The organism is Burkholderia sp. AU15512 (assembly GCF_002223325.1).
Lineage (GTDB): Bacteria > Pseudomonadota > Gammaproteobacteria > Burkholderiales > Burkholderiaceae > Burkholderia.
The window spans coordinates 11,996-31,401 of the sequence record NZ_NKEX01000002.1 but is presented as its reverse complement, the minus strand read 5'-3'; the positions used below and the strand labels follow the sequence as shown (position 1 = coordinate 31,401).

The following is a 19,406-nucleotide window of genomic DNA, read 5'->3' as shown; positions in this document are numbered from 1 at the left end:
GATTGCGCACCCTTACTTCTTCTTCGTTTCTTTGAGGATCACAACCTCGTCGGAATAGCGCACACCCTTGCCCTTGTAGGGCTCCGGCGGACGGTAACCGCGGACTTCCGCAGCTACTTGACCGACTTGTTGCTTGTTGATCCCCTTGATCACGATTTCGGTTTGCGTCGGGGTTTCTGCCTTGACGCCTTCCGGCATCTGGTGCACCACCGGGTGCGAGAAACCCAGCGACAGGTTCAGCTTGTCGCCTTGCGCTTGCGCACGATAACCGACGCCAACCAGCGTCAGCTTGCGCTCGAAACCCTTGGTCACGCCGTGCACGGCATTCGCGATAATCGCGCGCATCGTGCCCGACAGTGCATTTGCTTCGCGGCTTTCGTCCACCGGCGACAGGTTCAGCGTGCCGTCGTTGTTCGCCACGTTCACGAGCGGATTGATCGCTTGCGTGATGGTGCCCAGCGGGCCCTTGACGGTGATCGCACCGTCGGCCAGCTTGACTTCCGCGCCTTGCAGCGCGATCGGGCTCTTACCTACTCGAGACATGTTTCTCTCTCCTCGGCTTTAAGCGACGTAGCAGATGACTTCGCCGCCGACGCCGGTAGCGCGCGCCTTGCGGTCGGTCATCACGCCCTTGGGCGTCGACACGATTGCCACACCGAGGCCATTCATGACCTGCGGGATGTCGTTACGGCCGCGGTACACGCGCAGGCCAGGCTTCGACACGCGTTCGATGCGTTCGATGACCGGGCGGCCAGCGTAGTACTTCAGCGCGATATTCAGTTCGGACTTCGCACCTTCCGCCTTCACGGCGAAATCGTCGATATAGCCTTCGTCTTTCAGGACTTGCGCGATTGCAACCTTGACTTTCGACGAGGGCATCGACACCGATACCTTCTCGACCATCTGCCCGTTGCGGATGCGAGTCAGCATATCGGCGATAGGATCACTCATGCTCATTTACGTTTCTCCTATTACCAGCTCGCCTTGGTCAGGCCAGGAATCTCGCCACGGAATGCGATTTCACGAATCTTGTTACGCGCGAGGCCGAATTTACGGAACGTGCCACGCGGACGGCCCGTGATCGCGCAGCGGTTACGCTGGCGGGTCGGGTTTGCGTTGCGGGGCAGTTGCTGCAGCTCAAGGCGTGCTTCGTAGCGCTCTTCTTCCGACTTGCTTTGGTCTTCGACGATCGCCTTCAGCGCATCGCGCTTTGCTGCGAACTTCGCGACCAGGCGGGCGCGCTTCTTTTCACGTTCGATCAGTGCCAGTTTAGCCACGGTAACCTCAGTTTCTGAACGGGAACTTGAAGCTGGCGAGCAGAGCCTTTGCTTCGTCGTCGGTCTTCGCAGTCGTCGTGATGCTGATGTTCAGCCCACGCAGTGCGTCGATCTTGTCGTAGTCGATTTCGGGGAAAATGATCTGCTCTTTCACACCGATGTTGTAGTTGCCACGGCCATCGAAAGCACGACCCGACACGCCGCGGAAGTCACGCACGCGGGGCAGGGCAACCGTCACGAAACGGTCGAGGAATTCGTACATCGCTTGGCCACGCAGCGTCACCATCGCGCCGATCGGGTAGCCCTGGCGGATCTTGAAACCTGCGATTGCCTTGCGTGCCTTGGTCACGACCGGCTTCTGACCAGCGATCTTCGTGAGGTCGCCAACGGCGTTCTCGATGATCTTCTTGTCAGCGATCGCTTCGCCAAGACCCATGTTCAGCGTGATCTTGGTGATGCGCGGCACTTCCATGACCGACTTGTAACCGAACTTCTCGATCAGGCCGGGCACAACCTTTTCTTTGTAAAACTCTTGAAAACGAGCCATTTTTTACTCCGCTGCGTCAGGCGCTCAGTACAGCACCGGTCGTCTTCAGGAAGCGAACCTTCTTGCCTTCCTCGACCTTGATGCCAACACGCGACGCCTTGCCATTCGCGTCGACCAGTGCGACGTTCGAAATATGCAGGGGCATCGTCTTCGCTTCCACGCCGCCCGTCGTACCCTTCATCGGGTTCGGCTTCACATGCTTCTTGACGAGGTTGATACCTTCAACCGTCACATGCTCTGCACCGACAGCCAGCACGACGCCGCGCTTGCCCTTGTCCTTGCCAGTGACGACGATGACTTCGTCACCTTTGCGAATCTTGTTCATCGCGACTCCTTACAGCACTTCCGGCGCAAGCGAAACGATCTTCATGAATCGTTCGCTACGCAGCTCACGCGTGACCGGCCCGAAAATACGGGTGCCGATCGGCTCGAGCTTGTTATTCAAAAGCACAGCGGCGTTGCCGTCGAACTTGATCAGCGAGCCGTCTTGACGGCGCACGCCCTTGGCGGTGCGGACCACCACGGCGTTGTAAATTTCGCCTTTCTTCACGCGCCCGCGCGGCGTTGCCTCTTTGACGCTCACCTTGATGATGTCGCCAATGCCGGCATAACGACGCTTCGAGCCGCCGAGCACCTTGATGCACAGGACTTCACGTGCACCCGTGTTGTCGGCTACTTCGAGCCGAGATTCGGTCTGGATCATGGTTTGTCTTTCCCAACTTAATCCGGATGCACCACCATGATGCATTCGGTCAGTCTTGGTCCCGTCAGCCAATCGGCTGCTTGGGTTGGAACAGCAGCGACGGCAAACGAAACCCGCCATCGCAATTCGGTGAATCTTTCGGACAGGCAGGCGCCAGTCCGCTTCCCCCACCAACTTCGCCCGCGACGGGGCTCCCATAAAGAGGGAAGACCAGGATTATAACAAATAATCCTGGTCACGCAAGCAAATACTTTGCGATTTCAAGCACTTCGCGGAGAAGTGCCTGTTACTGCCTACTGCGCTGCCCGCTTAGATGACGCGAGCTGCTTCGACGAGGCGCGACACCGTCCAGGCCTTCGTCTTCGACACAGGACGAGTTTCCTGGATTTCGACGAGATCGCCTTCGTTGTAGGTGTTCGCTTCATCGTGCGCGTGGTACTTCTTAGAACGCACGACATACTTGCCGTAGATCGGGTGCTTGACGCGGTGCTCGATCAGCACGGTGACGGTCTTGTCCATCTTGTTGCTGACGACCCGACCGACCAGCGTCCGCTTCAGCGAGGTTTTCACGCTATCGTTCATTTCTGGTTCGCCTTCTGAGTCATGACGGTCCGCACACGTGCGATGTCGCGACGAACCTTCTTCAGCTGGCTCGTGTTCGTGAGCTGCTGGGTCGCGAGTTGCATGCGCAGGCCGAATTGCGCCTTCAGCAGGTCCGCCAGCTCCTTGTTGAGCGCGGCCTGGTCTTTCTGGAGAAGTTCGGAAGCCTTCATATTTTCTCCTTAGGCGCCGAGCTGGCGCACGATGAACGCCGTCTTCAGCGGCAGCTTGGCTGCAGCCAGACGGAACGCTTCGCGTGCCAGTTCTTCGGTTACGCCGTCCATTTCATAGAGCATCTTGCCCGGCTGAATCTCGGCGACGTAGTACTCCGGGTTACCCTTACCGTTACCCATACGCACTTCGGCCGGCTTCTGCGAAATCGGCTTGTCCGGGAAGATCCGGATCCAGATGCGGCCGCCACGCTTGATGTGACGCGTCATTGCACGACGCGCCGCTTCAATCTGGCGTGCGGTCAGACGACCGCGACCGATAGCCTTCAGGCCGAATTCACCGAACGACACTGCGTTGCCGCGCGTCGCCTTGCCGGTGTTACGACCCTTCTGCTCTTTACGATACTTTCTGCGTTTCGGTTGCAGCATCGTTATTCTCCAGTCTTGCCGTCTTCGGGCTTGCCGGCGCCGCGGCGCGGTGCGCCACGACGAGCACCCGGAGCGCCGCCTTCGCCGTCACGGCGCGGACGACGGTCGCCCGGACGCGCATTGCGACGCGGACGCTTGTCTTCGGCTACTTCTTCCACCACCGGTGCGTCGTTGCGGCCGAGCGTGTCGCCCTTGTAAACCCACACCTTGACGCCGATGATCCCGTAGGTCGTCTTCGCTTCCGAGGTTGCGTAGTCGATATCGGCACGCAGCGTGTGAAGGGGCACGCGACCTTCGCGATACCACTCCGTACGAGCGATTTCGATACCGTTCAGACGGCCCGCGCTCATGATCTTGATGCCTTGGGCACCCAGACGCATCGCGTTCTGCATCGCACGCTTCATCGCGCGACGGAACATGATCCGGCGCTCGAGCTGTTGCGTGATCGAGTCAGCGATCAGCTGAGCATCGGTTTCCGGCTTGCGGATTTCTTCGATGTTGACGTGAACCGGAACGCCCATGCGGCGTTGCAGTTCCGTCTTCAGCTGCTCGATATCCTCGCCCTTCTTGCCGATGACCACACCCGGACGCGAGCTGTAAATCGTGATGCGCGCGTTCTTCGCCGGACGCTCGATGACGACCCGACCGACCGAAGCGTTCTTCAGCTTCTTCTTCAGGTATTCACGAACACCGATGTCTTCCTGCAGCATCGCCGCGAAATTGTTGTTGTTCGCGTACCAACGCGAAGCCCAATTGCGGCTGACAGCCAGGCGGAAGCCAGTCGGATGAATTTTCTGTCCCATCGTATGGCTCCTTAATTCCCGACCGTCACAGTGATGTGACAGGATTGCTTCTCGATGCGGTTACCGCGGCCCTTGGCGCGCGCGGTGAAACGCTTGAGCGATGCAGCCTTGTCGACGTAGATGCTCTTGATCTTGAGCTCGTCGATATCAGCGCCTTCGTTGTGCTCCGCATTCGCGATTGCCGACAGCACAACCTTCTTCACGATGCCAGCCGCCTTCTTCGGCGAGAACGTCAGAACGTTCAGCGCCTTGTCGACCGGCAAACCGCGGATCTGGTCAGCCACAAGGCGCGTTTTCTGCGCCGAGATGCGGGCACCGCGATGAATTGCTTTCACTTCCATCTTGATTGCCCCTTATTTCTTGGCCTTCTTGTCGGCTGCGTGACCCTTGAACGTACGGGTCAGTGCGAACTCGCCAAGCTTGTGGCCGACCATGTTTTCCGAGATGTACACCGGAACGTGTTGACGGCCGTTGTGAACAGCGATCGTCAGGCCGATGAAATCCGGCAGAATCGTCGAGCGACGCGACCAGGTCTTGATCGGCTTTTTGTCGCGCGAAGCTGCAGCCGCCTCAACTTTCTTCAGCAAATGGGCGTCGCAGAACGGACCTTTTTTAACAGAACGTGCCATTGCCTACTCCTTAACGCTTGTGACGGCGCTGGACGATCATCGTCGTCGTGCGCTTGTTGCTACGGGTGCGATAACCCTTAGCCGGCGTACCCCACGGGCTAACCGGATCGCGACCTGCAGCCGTCTTGCCCTCACCACCACCGTGCGGGTGATCAACCGGGTTCATCGCAACGCCACGCACCGTCGGGCGGATACCGCGCCAGCGGTTCGCGCCAGCCTTGCCGATCTGGCGCAGGCTATGCTCTTCGTTGCCGACTTCACCGATCGTTGCACGGCACTCGATGTGCACGCGGCGGATTTCGCCCGAACGCAGACGAACCTGCGCGTAGACGCCTTCACGTGCGAGCAGCATGGCCGACGTACCAGCCGAACGCGCCATTTGCGCGCCCTTGCCCGGCAGCATCTCGATGCAGTGGATCGTCGTACCGACCGGAATGTTGCGGATCGGCAGCGTGTTGCCTGCACGGATCGGCGCTTCCGAACCCGACATCAGCTGTTGGCCGACGGTCAGGCCCTTCGGGGCGATGATGTAGCGACGTTCGCCGTCTGCGTAGAGCACCAGCGCGATGTTCGCGCTACGGTTCGGGTCGTACTCGAGACGCTCGACCTTTGCCGGAATGCCATCCTTCGTGCGACGGAAATCGACGATACGGTAGTGCTGCTTGTGACCACCACCCTTGTGACGCGTGGTGATACGACCGTTGTTGTTACGGCCGGCGGTCGAGCTCTGCGAATCGAGCAGTGCCGCGAACGGCTTGCCCTGGTGCAGGTTCTTGTTGACCACCTTGACCATCGCGCGGCGACCCGGCGATGTCGGCTTAACTTTAACGATTGCCATGATTACTTGGCCTCCGCTTCAAAGTTGATTTCCTGGCCGGGCTTCAGGCAAACGTACGCCTTCTTCACGTCCTTGCGGCGGCCCATCGAACGGCCAAAGCGCTTCTGCTTGCCCTTCTGAACCAGCACGTTGACGGAATCAACTTCAACCTTGAACAGCAGCTCGACAGCCGCCTTCACTTCCTGCTTCGTGGCATCCGGTGCGACTTCGAACACGACTTGCTCGTTCTTGTCGGCAACCAGCGTCGCCTTTTCCGAGATCACCGGCGCGAGCAGGACCTGCATCAAACGATGATCGTTCTTGCGAATCTCGCTCATGACAGCAACTCCTCGATCTGGGCGACCGCAGCCTTCGTGACCAGCACTTTCTTGAAGTAGATCAGCGACAGCGGGTCAGCGTAGCGCGGCTCGACAATCGCCACGTGCGGCAGGTTGCGCGAAGCCAGGTACAGGTTCTCGTCGACCGTATCCGTAATGATCAGCACGGAGTCGAGACCCATGGTCTTGAATTTTTCGGCCAGCAACTTGGTCTTCGGCGCTTCGAGGATGATGTCCTCGACGACCGACAGACGGCCTTCACGGGCCAGCTGCGAGAAGATCGAGCAGAGACCTGCGCGATGCATCTTCTTGTTGACCTTGTGCGAGAAGTTTTCTTCCGGCGAATTCGGGAAGATACGACCACCGCCACGCCACAACGGGCTCGACGACATACCGGCACGAGCGCGGCCCGTACCCTTCTGGCGCCACGGCTTCTTCGTCGTGTGCTTGACTTGCTCACGGTCCTTCTGTGCGCGGTTACCCTGGCGAGCATTCGCCTGGTAAGCGACGACGACCTGGTGGATCAGCGCTTCGTTGTAGTCACGACCGAACACGACGTCCGATGCGTTGACCACTGCACCTTCCTGACCATTTTCGTTCAGGAGCTTGAGTTCCATTATTTCGCCCCCTTGGTCTTGACGGCCGGCGTAACGAAGACCTTGCCGCCCTTCGCGCCCGGAATCGCACCCTTCACGAGCAGCAGCTTGCGCTCTGCGTCGATACGGGCGATTTCGAGGTTCTGCACCGTCACCGTCACGTCACCCATGTGACCCGTCATGCGTTTACCCGGGAAAACACGACCCGGATCCTGCGCCATACCGATCGAGCCCGGCACGTTGTGCGAGCGCGAGTTACCGTGCGTGGCACGGCCGGAGGAGAAGTTGTAACGCTTGATCGTACCGGCGTAGCCCTTACCGATCGACACGCCTTGCACGTCGACCTTCTGGCCCACTTCGAAAAGATCAGCACCGACCACGGCGCCATTCGACAGCTCAGCTGCCTTGGCCGCGTCAATGCGGAATTCCTTGAGGATTTCACCGGCTTCGACACCGGCTTTGGCGAGATGACCTGCCAGCGGCTTCGTCACGCGCGAGGCACGACGGGAGCCGAATGCAACCTGCACGGCCGTGTAGCCGTCGGTTTCAACAGTCTTGATCTGCGTCACGCGGTTGTCCGACACGTCCAGCACGGTGACGGGAATCGAATCCCCTTCCGCCGTGAAGATACGGGTCATGCCAACCTTGCGACCTACGAGTCCAAGGCTCATCATTTTCTCCATTCCCGACTGCGATTGGTCGGGGCTGATTTACAAAATGCCGGGCACGCAAGGCCCAACTTTTTTACGCGAATACGCGAAAAGCCAAGCATTATAGCCCGCCTTCGCGTTTTCCGCAAGCAATCAAAGACTTAGCGCCGCCCGGCAAGCCGATCGACGCCGGAAGCCTTACTGCAGCTTGATTTCCACGTCGACGCCAGCCGGAAGGTCGAGCTTCATCAGCGCGTCAACCGTCTTGTCGGTCGGATCGACGATGTCCATCAGGCGCTGGTGGGTACGGATTTCGAGCTGATCGCGCGACGTCTTGTTGACGTGCGGCGAACGCAGGATGTCAAAACGCTGAATGCGCGTCGGCAGCGGCACCGGGCCACGGACGATTGCGCCAGTCCGCTTCGCGGTATCGACGATCTCGGCAGCCGATTGATCGATCAGACGATAGTCGAATGCCTTCAGGCGAATGCGGATTTTCTGTTGCTGCATGACGATTCCTTGGAAAGAGCGAGGCGATGTTGCATCGCCGGACACTAAAAGAACGTGAAACTTGACGCCTGCGGGGAGCGAGACATCAGGTTCCGGACGGTACTTCCACTGCTAAGCCCGCGATTCTACACGAAATTCCGGCGCGTTGGTGCGAGTTTCTCGCCCCGCGCTTTCGCGTGACGGAAAAACAAAACCGGGTGCCAGCGCAAGCTGGACACCCGGTTTCGACGGTACGGACTGCATACCGCGGAATCGCGGACCCCGTCGGGATCCGCGGATCGTCGATATTACTCGATGATCTTGGCGACGACACCGGCGCCGACCGTACGGCCGCCTTCGCGGATTGCGAAGCGCAGACCTTCTTCCATCGCGATCGGAGCAATCAGCTTCACCGTGATCGACACGTTGTCGCCCGGCATCACCATTTCCTTGTCCTTCGGCAGCTCGATCGAGCCCGTCACGTCCGTCGTACGGAAGTAGAACTGCGGACGGTAGTTGTTGAAGAACGGCGTGTGACGGCCGCCTTCGTCCTTGCTCAGCACGTACACTTCAGCCGTGAAGTGCGTGTGCGGCGTGATCGAACCCGGCTTCGCCAGAACCTGGCCACGCTCCACGTCTTCACGCTTCGTGCCGCGCAGCAGGATACCAACGTTGTCGCCTGCTTGACCTTGGTCCAGCAGCTTGCGGAACATTTCAACGCCCGTGCAGGTCGTCTTCACCGTCGGCTTGATACCGACGATTTCGATTTCTTCGCCGACCTTCACGATGCCGCGCTCAACGCGACCCGTCACGACCGTACCACGGCCCGAGATCGAGAACACGTCTTCAACCGGCATCAGGAACGCGCCGTCAACTGCACGCTCCGGCGTCGGGATGTACGTGTCCAGCGCGTCGGCCAGGCTCATGATCGCCACTTCGCCCAGCTCGCCCGTGTCGCCTTCCAGCGCCAGCTTGGCCGAACCCTTCACGATCGGCGTGTCGTCGCCCGGGAAGTCGTACTTCGACAGGAGTTCGCGAACTTCCATCTCGACCAGCTCGAGCAGTTCAGCGTCGTCCACCATGTCGCACTTGTTCAGGAACACGATGATGTACGGAACGCCAACCTGACGTGCCAGCAGGATGTGCTCGCGCGTTTGCGGCATCGGGCCGTCTGCTGCCGAGCAAACCAGGATCGCGCCGTCCATCTGCGCTGCGCCCGTGATCATGTTCTTCACATAGTCAGCGTGGCCCGGGCAGTCGACGTGTGCGTAGTGGCGGTTAGCCGTTTCGTACTCGACGTGTGCCGTGTTGATCGTGATGCCGCGCGCCTTTTCTTCCGGTGCCGCGTCGATCTGGTCGTATGCCTTCGCTTCGCCGCCGAACTTCTTCGTCAGAACCGTCGTGATCGCTGCCGTCAGCGTCGTCTTGCCGTGGTCAACGTGACCAATCGTACCAACGTTCACGTGCGGCTTGGTCCGCTCGAATTTACCTTTTGCCATGATTCTCTTCTTTCAAAAATTATCGATTGAGATAACGAATTACTTCGACTTCGCGCTGATGATCGCGTCAGCAACGTTGCGCGGAGCTTCAGCGTAGTGCTTGAACTCCATCGTGTACGTTGCACGACCTTGCGTCAGCGAACGCAGCGACGTCGAGTAACCGAACATTTCCGACAGCGGTACTTCGGCGCGCACGATCTTGCCGCCGCCAACCATGTCTTCCATGCCCTGGACGATACCGCGACGGCCCGACAGGTCGCCCATCACGTTGCCCATGTAGTCTTCCGGCGTCTCGACTTCGACAGCCATCATCGGCTCGAGGACGACCGGGTTCGCCTTGCGCATCGCTTCCTTGAACGCCATCGAACCGGCCATGCGGAACGCGTTTTCGTTCGAGTCAACGTCGTGGTACGAACCGAACGTCAGGTGAACCTTCACGTCGACGACCGGGAAGCCGGCCAGCACGCCCGACTTCAGCGTGTCCTGGATACCCTTGTCGACCGCCGGGATGTATTCACGCGGAATCACACCACCCTTGATCTCGTCGAAGAACTCGTAGCCCTTGCCTTGTTCGTTCGGCTCGAGCGTGATGACTGCGTGACCGTACTGGCCGCGACCACCCGACTGCTTGACGAACTTGCCGTCGACGTCCTTCGCCGTCGAACGGATCGTTTCGCGGTAGGCAACCTGCGGCTTGCCGACCGTTGCTTCCACGCCGAATTCACGCTTCATCCGGTCGACCAGAATTTCGAGGTGGAGCTCGCCCATGCCCGAAATGATGGTCTGGCCCGACTCTTCATCGGTCTGCACGCGGAACGACGGATCTTCCTGAGCCAGACGGTTCAGCGCCAGGCCCATCTTTTCCTGGTCAGCCTTGGTCTTCGGCTCGACAGCCTGCGAAATCACCGGCTCCGGGAACACCATGCGCTCGAGAATGATCGGGTTCGCCGGATCGCACAGCGTGTCGCCCGTGGTCGCTTCCTTCAGGCCGACCGCAGCAGCGATGTCGCCTGCGCGAACTTCCTTGATTTCTTCGCGCTGGTTCGCGTGCATCTGCAGAATACGACCCAGACGTTCCTTCTTGTCCTTCGTCGAGTTCAGCAGCGTGTCGCCCGAATTCACCACGCCCGAGTACACGCGGAAGAAGATCAGCTGGCCGACGAACGGGTCGGTCATGATCTTGAACGCGAGTGCCGAGAACTTCTCGTCGTCCGACGCGCGGCGCTCTGCCGACTCGCCGTTTTCGAGTTCGCCCTTGACCGGCGGGATGTCGACCGGCGACGGCAGGAAGTCGATCACGGCGTCGAGCATACGCTGCACGCCCTTGTTCTTGAACGCGGTACCGCACAGCATCGGCTGGATTTCGCACGCGATCGTACGGTCACGCAGCGCCTTGACGATGTCGGCTTCCGGCAGGTCGCCTTCTTCCAGGTACTTGTTCATCAGGTCTTCGTTGGCTTCAGCAGCCACTTCGACCATCTTTTCGCGCCATTCCTTGCAGGTCTCTGCGAGCTCGGCCGGGATGTCGACGTAGTCGAACTTCGTGCCTTGCGACGCTTCGTCCCAAATGATCGCCTTCATCTTGATCAGGTCGACGACGCCCTTGAAGTTCTCTTCCGCGCCGATCGGCACCACGACCGGAACCGGGTTCGCCTTCAGGCGCAGACGGAGCTGGTCGTAGACCTTGAAGAAGTTCGCGCCGGTACGGTCCATCTTGTTGACGAACGCGAGACGGGGCACCTTGTACTTGTTAGCCTGGCGCCACACCGTTTCCGACTGCGGCTGCACGCCGCCCACTGCGCAGTACACCATGCACGCGCCGTCGAGCACGCGCATCGAGCGCTCGACTTCAATCGTGAAGTCGACGTGGCCCGGGGTGTCGATGATGTTGATGCGGTGTTCCGGATAGTTGCCGCCCATGCCCTTCCAGAAGGCGGTGGTAGCAGCGGACGTGATCGTGATGCCACGCTCCTGTTCCTGCTCCATCCAGTCCATCGTGGCTGCGCCGTCGTGGACTTCACCGATCTTGTGGTTCACACCGGTGTAAAACAGAATGCGCTCGGTCGTCGTCGTTTTGCCGGCGTCGATGTGAGCGCTAATACCGATATTGCGGTAGCGCTCGATAGGAGTCTTGCGAGCCACTTTGATCCTCTACTGGGATGACACGATGCAGCCCTGCTGCATCATGCTTCAACACAAACGGGCGAGGCGCCTGAAAAGCGCACCCGCCCGGAATTTATTTCCGCTAAAAGCCCAGCCAGGCGCTTAGAAACGGAAATGCGAGAACGCGCGGTTGGCTTCTGCCATGCGGTGAACTTCGTCGCGCTTCTTCATCGCGCCGCCACGGCCTTCGGCCGCTTCGGAGAGTTCACCTGCCAGACGCAGGGCCATCGACTTCTCGCTACGCTTCTTCGCAGCCTCACGCAGCCAGCGCATCGCCAATGCCATACGACGCGACGGGCGCACTTCGACCGGAACTTGATAGTTGGCACCACCAACGCGACGGCTCTTCACTTCGACCACCGGCTTGACGTTGTTGAGCGCAACCGTGAACACTTCCAGCGGGTCCTTGCCACCCTTGGTCTGGATTTGTTCGAATGCGCCATAAACGATGCGCTCTGCGACCGACTTCTTGCCGGACAGCATCAGCATGTTCATGAACTTGGCTACATCAACGTTACCGAACTTCGGATCCGGCAACACTTCCCGCTTGGGGACTTCGCGACGACGCGGCATGATTCTTCCTTTACCTGTTCAGTTGGAGCTGGTTCCAGCTCCGCGGCCACCAACAAACCCGATCACATCTTCACGACTAACCAGCTTGGCCGGGTGACCACTTACTCGACAGCACCGGCAATCCGGCACTCCCGCCTTGACCGCCCTGTGGCGATCCCTGATCAAAAACTGCTTACTTGGCAGCCTTTGCACGCTTCGCGCCGTACTTCGAGCGCGCTTGCTTACGGTCCTTGACGCCCTGGGTATCCAGCGAGCCGCGAACCATGTGGTAACGCACACCCGGCAAGTCCTTCACACGGCCGCCGCGGATCAGCACAACCGAGTGTTCCTGCAGGTTGTGGCCTTCACCGCCGATGTACGAAATCACTTCGAAGCCGTTCGTCAGACGAACCTTGGCGACCTTACGGAGTGCCGAGTTCGGCTTCTTCGGCGTCGTCGTGTACACACGGGTGCACACGCCGCGACGCTGGGGGCAGTCCTGCAGGGCCGGGCTCTTGCTCTTCGTCGTTTCCGACTGACGGCCTTTGCGAACCAGTTGGTTGATGGTTGGCATTGTTTATTCCTGAAATTGAACAAAATCTGCGCATCGATTTCGGGCAAAGCGAGAATCGGCGCACAGTTGACTTCCGAACCGGCGAAACGGGTGCGAACCTTGGAACGCGACTCGGCCCACCGAATACCGGAACCCAGCATGATATTCCGGAAATACCAACTAAGTCAACGGCTTGCGTGATTCATCCGCCGAACGCGTGGTTTACCGGAAGGGTCGGAACGCCTGTGTCAGGCGGACTCGACGACGTCGATGATCTCGTCGCCGAAGCGTTCGAGCTTGCGCACGCCCATACCGGGGATATGGCGCAGGTCGTCGATCGTCTCCGGCGCGTTGCGCGCGATCTCGGCGAGCGTTGCGTCGTGGAAGATCACGTAGGCCGGCACGCCGTCCGTTTTCGCCGTTTCCGCACGCCACGCACGCAGCGCATCCCATCGTGCGCGCTCACGGGTGCCCATACCGGCCGTCGGGTCGACGCGCGTACCGCTGCGGCTTGACGACTGGCGCGTGCGCTGCGGCTTCACGTAGCGGCGCAGCGTGACCTTCTCCTCGTTCTTCAGCACGGGCTTCGCGGCCTCGGTCAGCACGAGCGCGCCGAAGCCGCCATGATCGACGGCCAGGTAGCCGTACGCGACGAGCTGCCGGAAAATCGCCCGCCATTCGGGCTCCGACAGCGATGCGCCGATCCCGAACGTCGTGAGCTGGTCGTGGCCGCGCTGCAACACCTTTTCGGTGCGCCCGCCGCGCAGGATCTCGATCAGGTGGCTCGAGCCGAAATTGAAACCGCTCGCGCGCTGCGCGCGGAACACGCAGGACAGCGCCATCTGCGCTTCACGCGTGGCGTCCCACGAAGCCGGCGGCTCGAGGCACGTGTCGCAGTTGCCGCACGGCTTGCTCTCCTCGCCGAAGTAGTTCAGCAGCCTCACGCGGCGGCACGAGATCGTCTCGCACAGCCCGAGCAGCGCGTCGAGCTTCGACGTCTGGACGCGCTTGTGCGCATCATCCGCATCGGACTCGTCGATCATCTTGCGCTGCTGGACGACGTCGCCGAGGCCGTACGCCATCCACGCATTCGCGGGCATCCCGTCGCGGCCGGCGCGGCCCGTCTCCTGGTAGTAGCCTTCGACGCTCTTCGGCAGATCCAGGTGCGCGACGAAGCGCACGTCCGGCTTGTCGATGCCCATGCCGAACGCGATCGTCGCGCACATCACGATACCTTCCTCGCGCTGGAACATTTCCTGATGCTTCTGCCGCACCTCGAACTCCATCCCCGCGTGATACGGCAGCGCACGCACGCCCTGCGCCTTCAGCCATTCGGCCGTTTCCTCGACCTTGCGGCGCGACAGGCAATAGACGACGCCTGCATCGGTCGTACCGTCGGCATTCGTGTGCTCGGCGCGAATGAAATCGAGCAGTTGCGAACGCGCGTTGTCCTTTTCGACGATCCGGTAGCGGATGTTCGGGCGGTCGAAGCTCGACACGAACACGCGCGCATCGTCGAGCGCGAGACGGTGGATGATCTCGTCGCGCGTGATCGCATCGGCCGTGGCGGTCAGCGCGATGCGCGGCACCGACGGAAACCGCTCGTGCAGCACCGACAGCTGGATATATTCCGGGCGGAAATCGTGCCCCCATTGCGACACGCAGTGCGCTTCGTCGATCGCGAACAGGCCGATCTTCGCGCGCTCGAGCAGATCGAGGAAACGCCCCGTCATCAGCCGTTCCGGCGCGACGTAGAGCAGATCGATTTCGCCCTCGCGCAGCGCGCGCTCGGTCGCCGCGGCCTCGGCGCCCGACAGCGTCGAATTCAGGTACGCGGCGCGCACCCCCACTTCGCTCAGCGCGGCGACCTGGTCCTGCATCAGCGCGATCAACGGCGACACGACGATGCCGGCGCCCTGCCCGGCTTCGCGGCGCAGCAACGCGGGAATCTGATAGCACAGCGACTTGCCGCCGCCGGTTGGCATCAGCACGAGGCAATCGCCGCCGCCGGCGACGTGCTCGACGATCTCGCCCTGCTGGCCGCGAAAGGCGGGGTAACCAAATACTTCGTCGAGGATTTCGAGGGCGCGGGACATGAATGAGGACAGGGACGGCTAAACGATGACGCAATTTTAACAACCCGCTCGCGCGACGCGTGGCGAATCGTGCGGTTTGGCCGATCGGCCAGGGTTCGTTCGTGTGCATGACGGGCTGCGACAGCCGCGCGACAGGCCCGTCATGCGCATGAACGACAGACGAAAAAAAACCGCCCGGCATAACCGGGCGGTCTCGGTGACAGCAAGGTAAGGCAAGGCGGCTCGCGCCGCCCGCACTTACTCGGCTGCCGGGTGTTGCTGCGGCTCTTCTGCCGGCGCGCTCGGCGTGCCGAAGTCGAATGCCTCTTCCGCTGCGATCTGGTCGAAACGCTCGCGATCCGACGATTCCTTCGCCTTGCGCGCCTTGTGGAACGCGAGACCCGTACCGGCCGGAATCAGACGGCCGACGATCACGTTTTCCTTCAGGCCACGCAGATCGTCGCGCTTGCCCATGATCGCCGCTTCGGTCAGCACGCGGGTCGTTTCCTGGAACGATGCCGCGGAGATGAACGAGTCGGTCGACAGCGATGCCTTCGTGATACCGAGCAGCACGTTGTCGTACGAAGCCGGACGCTTGTCCTCGGCGATCATGCGATCGTTCTCGTCCAGCATGTCGGAACGCTCGACCTGTTCGCCCGGGATGAAGCGCGTATCACCGTTGTCGGTGATCTGCACACGACGCAGCATCTGGCGAACGATCACCTCGATGTGCTTGTCGTTGATCTTCACGCCCTGCAGACGATACACGTCCTGCACTTCGTCGACGATGTAGCGCGACAGCGCCTCGATACCCTGCAGACGCAGGATGTCGTGCGGATCGGCCGGACCGTCCACGATCATTTCGCCCTTGTTGACCACCTGGGCATCGTGAACCAGAACCTGCTTTTCCTTCGCGATCAGGAACTCGTGCTGATTGCCTTCGAGGTCCGTGATGACGAGACGCTGCTTGCCCTTCGTGTCCTTACCGAACGACGTCGTACCGGTGACTTCCGCGAGAATGCCGGCATCCTTCGGCGAACGCGCTTCGAACAGTTCCGCCACCCGCGGCAGACCGCCGGTAATGTCACGCGTCTTCTGCGCTTCCGTCGGGATACGTGCGAGCACTTCACCGACCTGCACCTGCTGACCATCCTTCACGGTGATCAGTGCGCCGACCTGGAAGCCGATCTGCACCGCGTGCTCCGTGCCCGGAATCTTCACTTCGTCGCCGTTCGCGTCGAGCAGCTTGACCTGCGGACGCACGCTCTTCGAAGCTTGCGAGCCACGACGCTTCACGTCGATCACGACCAGCGTCGACAGGCCGGTCACGTCGTCGATCTGCTTCGCGACGGTCACGCCTTCCTCGACGTTCTCGAACTTCACCGTACCACCGTACTCGGTGATGATCGGACGCGTCAGCGGATCCCACGTGGCGAGCTGCGTGCCTGCCTTGATCGTCGCACCGTCGAGCTGCAGCAGCGTCGCGCCGTACGGCACTTTGTGACGCTCGCGCTCGCGACCGAAATCGTCGGTGATCATCGCTTCGCCCGAACGGGAAATGACGATCTGCTCGCCCTTCGCGTTCGTGACGTAGCGCATCGTCGCCGTGAAGCGCACGATACCGTTGCTCTTCGCTTCGACCGACGAAGCCACTGCCGCACGCGATGCCGCACCACCGATGTGGAACGTACGCATCGTCAGCTGCGTGCCCGGCTCACCGATCGACTGTGCCGCGATCACGCCGACTGCTTCGCCGACGTTCACGAGCGAGCCGCGGCCGAGGTCACGGCCGTAGCAGGCCGCGCACAGGCCGTAGCGCGTTTCGCAGGTCAGCGGCGTGCGCACGCGCACTTCGTCGATGCCGAGGCGTTCGATTTCCTCGACCGCCGTTTCGTCGAGCAGCGTGCCCGATTCGTACACCGTTTCCTGCGTTTCCGGGTTCACGACGTCCGCCACCGCAACGCGGCCGAGGATACGGTCACGCAGCGCTTCGACGACTTCACCGCCTTCGACGAGCGCCTTCATCGCCACGCCGTTCGACGTGCCGCAATCGTCTTCCACCACGACCAGATCCTGCGTGACGTCGACGAGACGACGCGTCAGGTAACCCGAGTTCGCGGTCTTCAGTGCCGTATCAGCCAGACCCTTACGTGCACCGTGGGTCGAGATGAAGTACTGCAACACGTTCAGACCTTCGCGGAAGTTCGCGGTAATCGGCGTCTCGATAATCGAGCCGTCCGGCTTCGCCATCAGGCCTCGCATACCGGCCAGCTGACGAATCTGAACCGCCGAACCCCGGGCGCCCGAGTCGGCCATCATGTAGATCGAGTTGAACGATTCCTGGCGCGTTTCCTTGCCGTCGCGGTCCGTCACCGGCTCCGTCGACAGCTGCTCCATCATCGCCTTGCCGACCGCTTCCGACGTTGCCGACCAGATGTCGACCACGTTGTTGTAGCGTTCCTGCGCGGTGACGAGACCCGACATGTACTGGCGGTCGTACTCCTTCACCTTCTTCGCGGCGTCGCCGACGATCGTTTCCTTCTGCGGCGGCACGAGCATGTCGTCCACGCAAATCGAAATACCGGCACGCGTCGCGAGACGGAAACCCGACTGCATCAGCTGGTCGGCAAACACCACCGTCGCGCGCAGACCGCACTTGCGGAACGCCGTGTTGATCAGGCGCGAGATTTCCTTCTTCTTCAGCGGCTTGTTCAGCACCGAGAACGGCAGGCCGTGCGGCAGGATCTCCGACAGGATCGCGCGGCCGACGGTCGTCGCGTACAGCGAGATCTTCGGTACGAACGGCGGTGCGCCTTCCGACGTGTCTTCGTTGTGGACCATTTCGGTGATCCGCACGTTGACACGCGATGCCAGCTCGACTTCCTTGTTCTCGTACGCGCGGATCACTTCCGACACGCCCGTGAACGACAGGCCCTCGCCCTTGGCGTTAACCGCTTCGCGGGTCGCGTAGTACAGACCCAGCACGATATCCTGCGACGGCACGATCGACGGATCGCCGTTGGCCGGGAACAGCACGTTGTTCGACGCCAGCATCAGCGTACGCGCTTCCATCTGCGCTTCGAGCGACAGCGGCACGTGAACGGCCATCTGGTCACCGTCGAAGTCGGCGTTGAACGCCGCGCAGACGAGCGGGTGCAGCTGAATTGCCTTGCCTTCGATCAGCACCGGCTCGAACGCCTGGATACCGAGACGGTGCAGCGTCGGCGCACGGTTCAGCATCACCGGGTGCTCGCGGATCACCTCTTCGAGGATGTCCCACACCACCGGCGTCTGGTTCTCGACTTCCTTCTTCGCAGCCTTGATGGTCGTCGCGACACCCATCACTTCCAGCTTGTTGAAGATGAACGGCTTGAACAGCTCGAGCGCCATCAGCTTCGGCAGGCCGCACTGGTGCAGCTTCAGCGTCGGGCCGACCACGATGACCGAACGGCCCGAGTAGTCGACGCGCTTGCCCAGCAGGTTCTGACGGAAACGACCGCCCTTACCCTTGATCATGTCGGCGAGCGACTTCAGCGGACGCTTGTTCGCGCCCGTCATCGCCTTGCCGCGACGACCGTTGTCGAGCAGCGAGTCGACGGCTTCCTGCAGCATCCGCTTTTCGTTGCGGACGATGATTTCAGGTGCCTTCAGCTCGAGCAGGCGCTTCAACCGGTTGTTACGGTTGATCACGCGGCGATACAGGTCGTTCAGGTCCGACGTCGCGAAACGGCCGCCGTCCAGCGGCACGAGCGGACGCAGTTCCGGCGGCAGCACCGGCAGCACTTCGAGGATCATCCACTCGGGCTTGATGCCCGAGCGCTGGAATGCCTCGAGGACCTTCAGGCGCTTCGCGTACTTCTTGATCTTCGCTTCCGAGCCGGTGTTCTTCAGCTCGGTGCGCAGCGTCTCGACCTGCTCGTCGATGTTGATCGCGCGCAGCAGTTCACGCACGCCTTCCGCGCCCATTTCGGCACGGAATTCGTCGCCGTATTCCTCGACCTTGTTGTAGTAATCCTCTTCGGTCATGATCTGCCGCGCCTTCAGCGGCGTCATGCCCGGTTCGATCACCACATAGGCTTCGAAGTACAGCACGCGTTCGATGTCGCGCAGCGTCATGTCGAGCACCATGCCCAGACGCGACGGCAGCGACTTCAGGAACCAGATGTGAGCGACCGGCGAGGCCAGCTCGATGTGGCCCATCCGTTCGCGACGCACCTTCGCCAGCGTCACTTCGACGCCGCACTTCTCGCAGATCACGCCGCGGTGCTTCAGACGCTTGTACTTGCCGCACAGGCACTCGTAGTCCTTGATCGGCCCGAAGATCTTCGCGCAGAAGAGACCATCGCGTTCCGGCTTGAACGTACGGTAGTTGATGGTCTCCGGCTTCTTCACTTCGCCGAACGACCACGAACGGATCTTGTCCGGCGAGGCCAGACCGATCTTGATCGCGTCGAAAACTTCTTCCTGTTGGACTTGCTTGAATAGATCGAGCAGAGCTTTCATTGCTTTCTCTCCG

The 19,406-nt window shown here is 60.9% G+C and carries 23 protein-coding genes; all 23 read right to left on the bottom strand.

Features of this window, described 5'->3' with window-relative positions:
* Positions 1-12 precede the first annotated feature (12 nt).
* The 23 genes from rplF to rpoC all read right to left on the bottom strand — a co-directional run bounded on the left by rplF (position 13) and on the right by rpoC (position 19,393).
* Positions 13-543: a 50S ribosomal protein L6 gene (rplF, locus tag CFB43_RS01600; RefSeq protein ID WP_006758786.1), complete on the bottom strand. Its 531-nt coding sequence runs from the start codon at positions 541-543 to the stop codon at positions 13-15.
* An 18-nt stretch (positions 544-561) separates the two neighbouring features.
* The gene (rpsH, locus tag CFB43_RS01595; protein WP_011350677.1) at positions 562-957 is read right to left on the bottom strand and encodes a 30S ribosomal protein S8; all 396 of its coding nucleotides are present in this window, start codon (positions 955-957) and stop codon (positions 562-564) included.
* Positions 958-971: 14 nt separating this feature from the next.
* Positions 972-1,277 (bottom strand): 30S ribosomal protein S14, encoded by a 306-nt coding sequence (gene rpsN, locus CFB43_RS01590; protein WP_011350676.1) that lies wholly within the window; start codon positions 1,275-1,277, stop codon positions 972-974.
* Between the two features lie 7 nt (positions 1,278-1,284).
* Positions 1,285-1,824 (bottom strand): 50S ribosomal protein L5, encoded by a 540-nt coding sequence (gene rplE, locus CFB43_RS01585; RefSeq protein ID WP_006477186.1) that lies wholly within the window; start codon positions 1,822-1,824, stop codon positions 1,285-1,287.
* Positions 1,825-1,840: 16 nt separating this feature from the next.
* Positions 1,841-2,149, bottom strand: coding sequence for a 50S ribosomal protein L24 (gene rplX, locus CFB43_RS01580; protein ID WP_006477187.1), 309 nt, complete (start codon positions 2,147-2,149; stop codon positions 1,841-1,843).
* Positions 2,150-2,158: 9 nt separating this feature from the next.
* Positions 2,159-2,527 (bottom strand): 50S ribosomal protein L14, encoded by a 369-nt coding sequence (gene rplN, locus CFB43_RS01575; protein WP_006482918.1) that lies wholly within the window; start codon positions 2,525-2,527, stop codon positions 2,159-2,161.
* A gap of 309 nt (positions 2,528-2,836) precedes the next feature.
* A complete protein-coding gene (gene rpsQ, locus CFB43_RS01570) occupies positions 2,837-3,109 on the bottom strand; it encodes a 30S ribosomal protein S17 (protein WP_006477189.1) in 273 nt (90 codons plus the stop codon).
* Positions 3,106-3,300 (bottom strand): 50S ribosomal protein L29, encoded by a 195-nt coding sequence (gene rpmC, locus CFB43_RS01565; protein ID WP_006400652.1) that lies wholly within the window; start codon positions 3,298-3,300, stop codon positions 3,106-3,108. Before rpmC ends, rpsQ begins: the two co-directional genes overlap by 4 nt.
* Before the next feature lie 9 nt (positions 3,301-3,309).
* Positions 3,310-3,726 (bottom strand): 50S ribosomal protein L16, encoded by a 417-nt coding sequence (gene rplP, locus CFB43_RS01560; protein ID WP_006482873.1) that lies wholly within the window; start codon positions 3,724-3,726, stop codon positions 3,310-3,312.
* Positions 3,727-3,728: 2 nt separating this feature from the next.
* A complete protein-coding gene (gene rpsC / locus CFB43_RS01555) occupies positions 3,729-4,529 on the bottom strand; it encodes a 30S ribosomal protein S3 (protein ID WP_006482899.1) in 801 nt (266 codons plus the stop codon).
* An 11-nt stretch (positions 4,530-4,540) separates the two neighbouring features.
* Entirely contained in the window at positions 4,541-4,870 is a 330-nt protein-coding gene (rplV, locus tag CFB43_RS01550; RefSeq protein WP_004199272.1) for a 50S ribosomal protein L22, read from the bottom strand.
* Between the two features lie 12 nt (positions 4,871-4,882).
* Complete coding sequence (gene rpsS, locus CFB43_RS01545) at positions 4,883-5,158, bottom strand: 30S ribosomal protein S19 (RefSeq protein ID WP_004199273.1); 276 nt, start codon at positions 5,156-5,158, stop codon at positions 4,883-4,885.
* 10 nt (positions 5,159-5,168) lie between these two features.
* The gene (gene rplB / locus CFB43_RS01540) at positions 5,169-5,996 is read right to left on the bottom strand and encodes a 50S ribosomal protein L2 (RefSeq protein ID WP_006482900.1); all 828 of its coding nucleotides are present in this window, start codon (positions 5,994-5,996) and stop codon (positions 5,169-5,171) included.
* Between the two features lie 2 nt (positions 5,997-5,998).
* Positions 5,999-6,313: a 50S ribosomal protein L23 gene (rplW, locus tag CFB43_RS01535; protein WP_004199275.1), complete on the bottom strand. Its 315-nt coding sequence runs from the start codon at positions 6,311-6,313 to the stop codon at positions 5,999-6,001.
* A complete protein-coding gene (rplD, locus tag CFB43_RS01530; protein ID WP_011350675.1) occupies positions 6,310-6,930 on the bottom strand; it encodes a 50S ribosomal protein L4 in 621 nt (206 codons plus the stop codon). The genes rplW and rplD overlap by 4 nt, the downstream gene beginning before the upstream one ends.
* Positions 6,930-7,580, bottom strand: coding sequence for a 50S ribosomal protein L3 (gene rplC / locus CFB43_RS01525; RefSeq protein ID WP_006482922.1), 651 nt, complete (start codon positions 7,578-7,580; stop codon positions 6,930-6,932). The genes rplD and rplC overlap by 1 nt, the downstream gene beginning before the upstream one ends.
* A 177-nt stretch (positions 7,581-7,757) precedes the next feature.
* On the bottom strand, positions 7,758-8,069 hold the full coding sequence (rpsJ, locus tag CFB43_RS01520; protein WP_004199280.1) for a 30S ribosomal protein S10: 312 nt from the start codon (positions 8,067-8,069) through the stop codon (positions 7,758-7,760).
* Between the two features lie 287 nt (positions 8,070-8,356).
* Positions 8,357-9,547 (bottom strand): elongation factor Tu, encoded by a 1,191-nt coding sequence (gene tuf, locus CFB43_RS01515; protein ID WP_011350666.1) that lies wholly within the window; start codon positions 9,545-9,547, stop codon positions 8,357-8,359.
* A 39-nt stretch (positions 9,548-9,586) separates the two neighbouring features.
* Positions 9,587-11,689 carry an elongation factor G gene (gene fusA / locus CFB43_RS01510; protein ID WP_089472003.1) on the bottom strand — a complete coding sequence of 701 codons (2,103 nt, stop codon included), beginning with the start codon at positions 11,687-11,689 and terminating at the stop codon, positions 9,587-9,589.
* A 123-nt stretch (positions 11,690-11,812) separates the two neighbouring features.
* Positions 11,813-12,283 (bottom strand): 30S ribosomal protein S7, encoded by a 471-nt coding sequence (rpsG, locus tag CFB43_RS01505; protein WP_006477195.1) that lies wholly within the window; start codon positions 12,281-12,283, stop codon positions 11,813-11,815.
* 172 nt (positions 12,284-12,455) lie between these two features.
* Positions 12,456-12,836: a 30S ribosomal protein S12 gene (rpsL, locus tag CFB43_RS01500; RefSeq protein WP_006400662.1), complete on the bottom strand. Its 381-nt coding sequence runs from the start codon at positions 12,834-12,836 to the stop codon at positions 12,456-12,458.
* A gap of 227 nt (positions 12,837-13,063) precedes the next feature.
* Entirely contained in the window at positions 13,064-14,911 is a 1,848-nt protein-coding gene (recQ, locus tag CFB43_RS01490; protein WP_089424299.1) for a DNA helicase RecQ, read from the bottom strand.
* 237 nt (positions 14,912-15,148) lie between these two features.
* The gene (gene rpoC / locus CFB43_RS01485; RefSeq protein WP_046544763.1) at positions 15,149-19,393 is read right to left on the bottom strand and encodes a DNA-directed RNA polymerase subunit beta'; all 4,245 of its coding nucleotides are present in this window, start codon (positions 19,391-19,393) and stop codon (positions 15,149-15,151) included.
* Positions 19,394-19,406 lie beyond the last annotated feature (13 nt).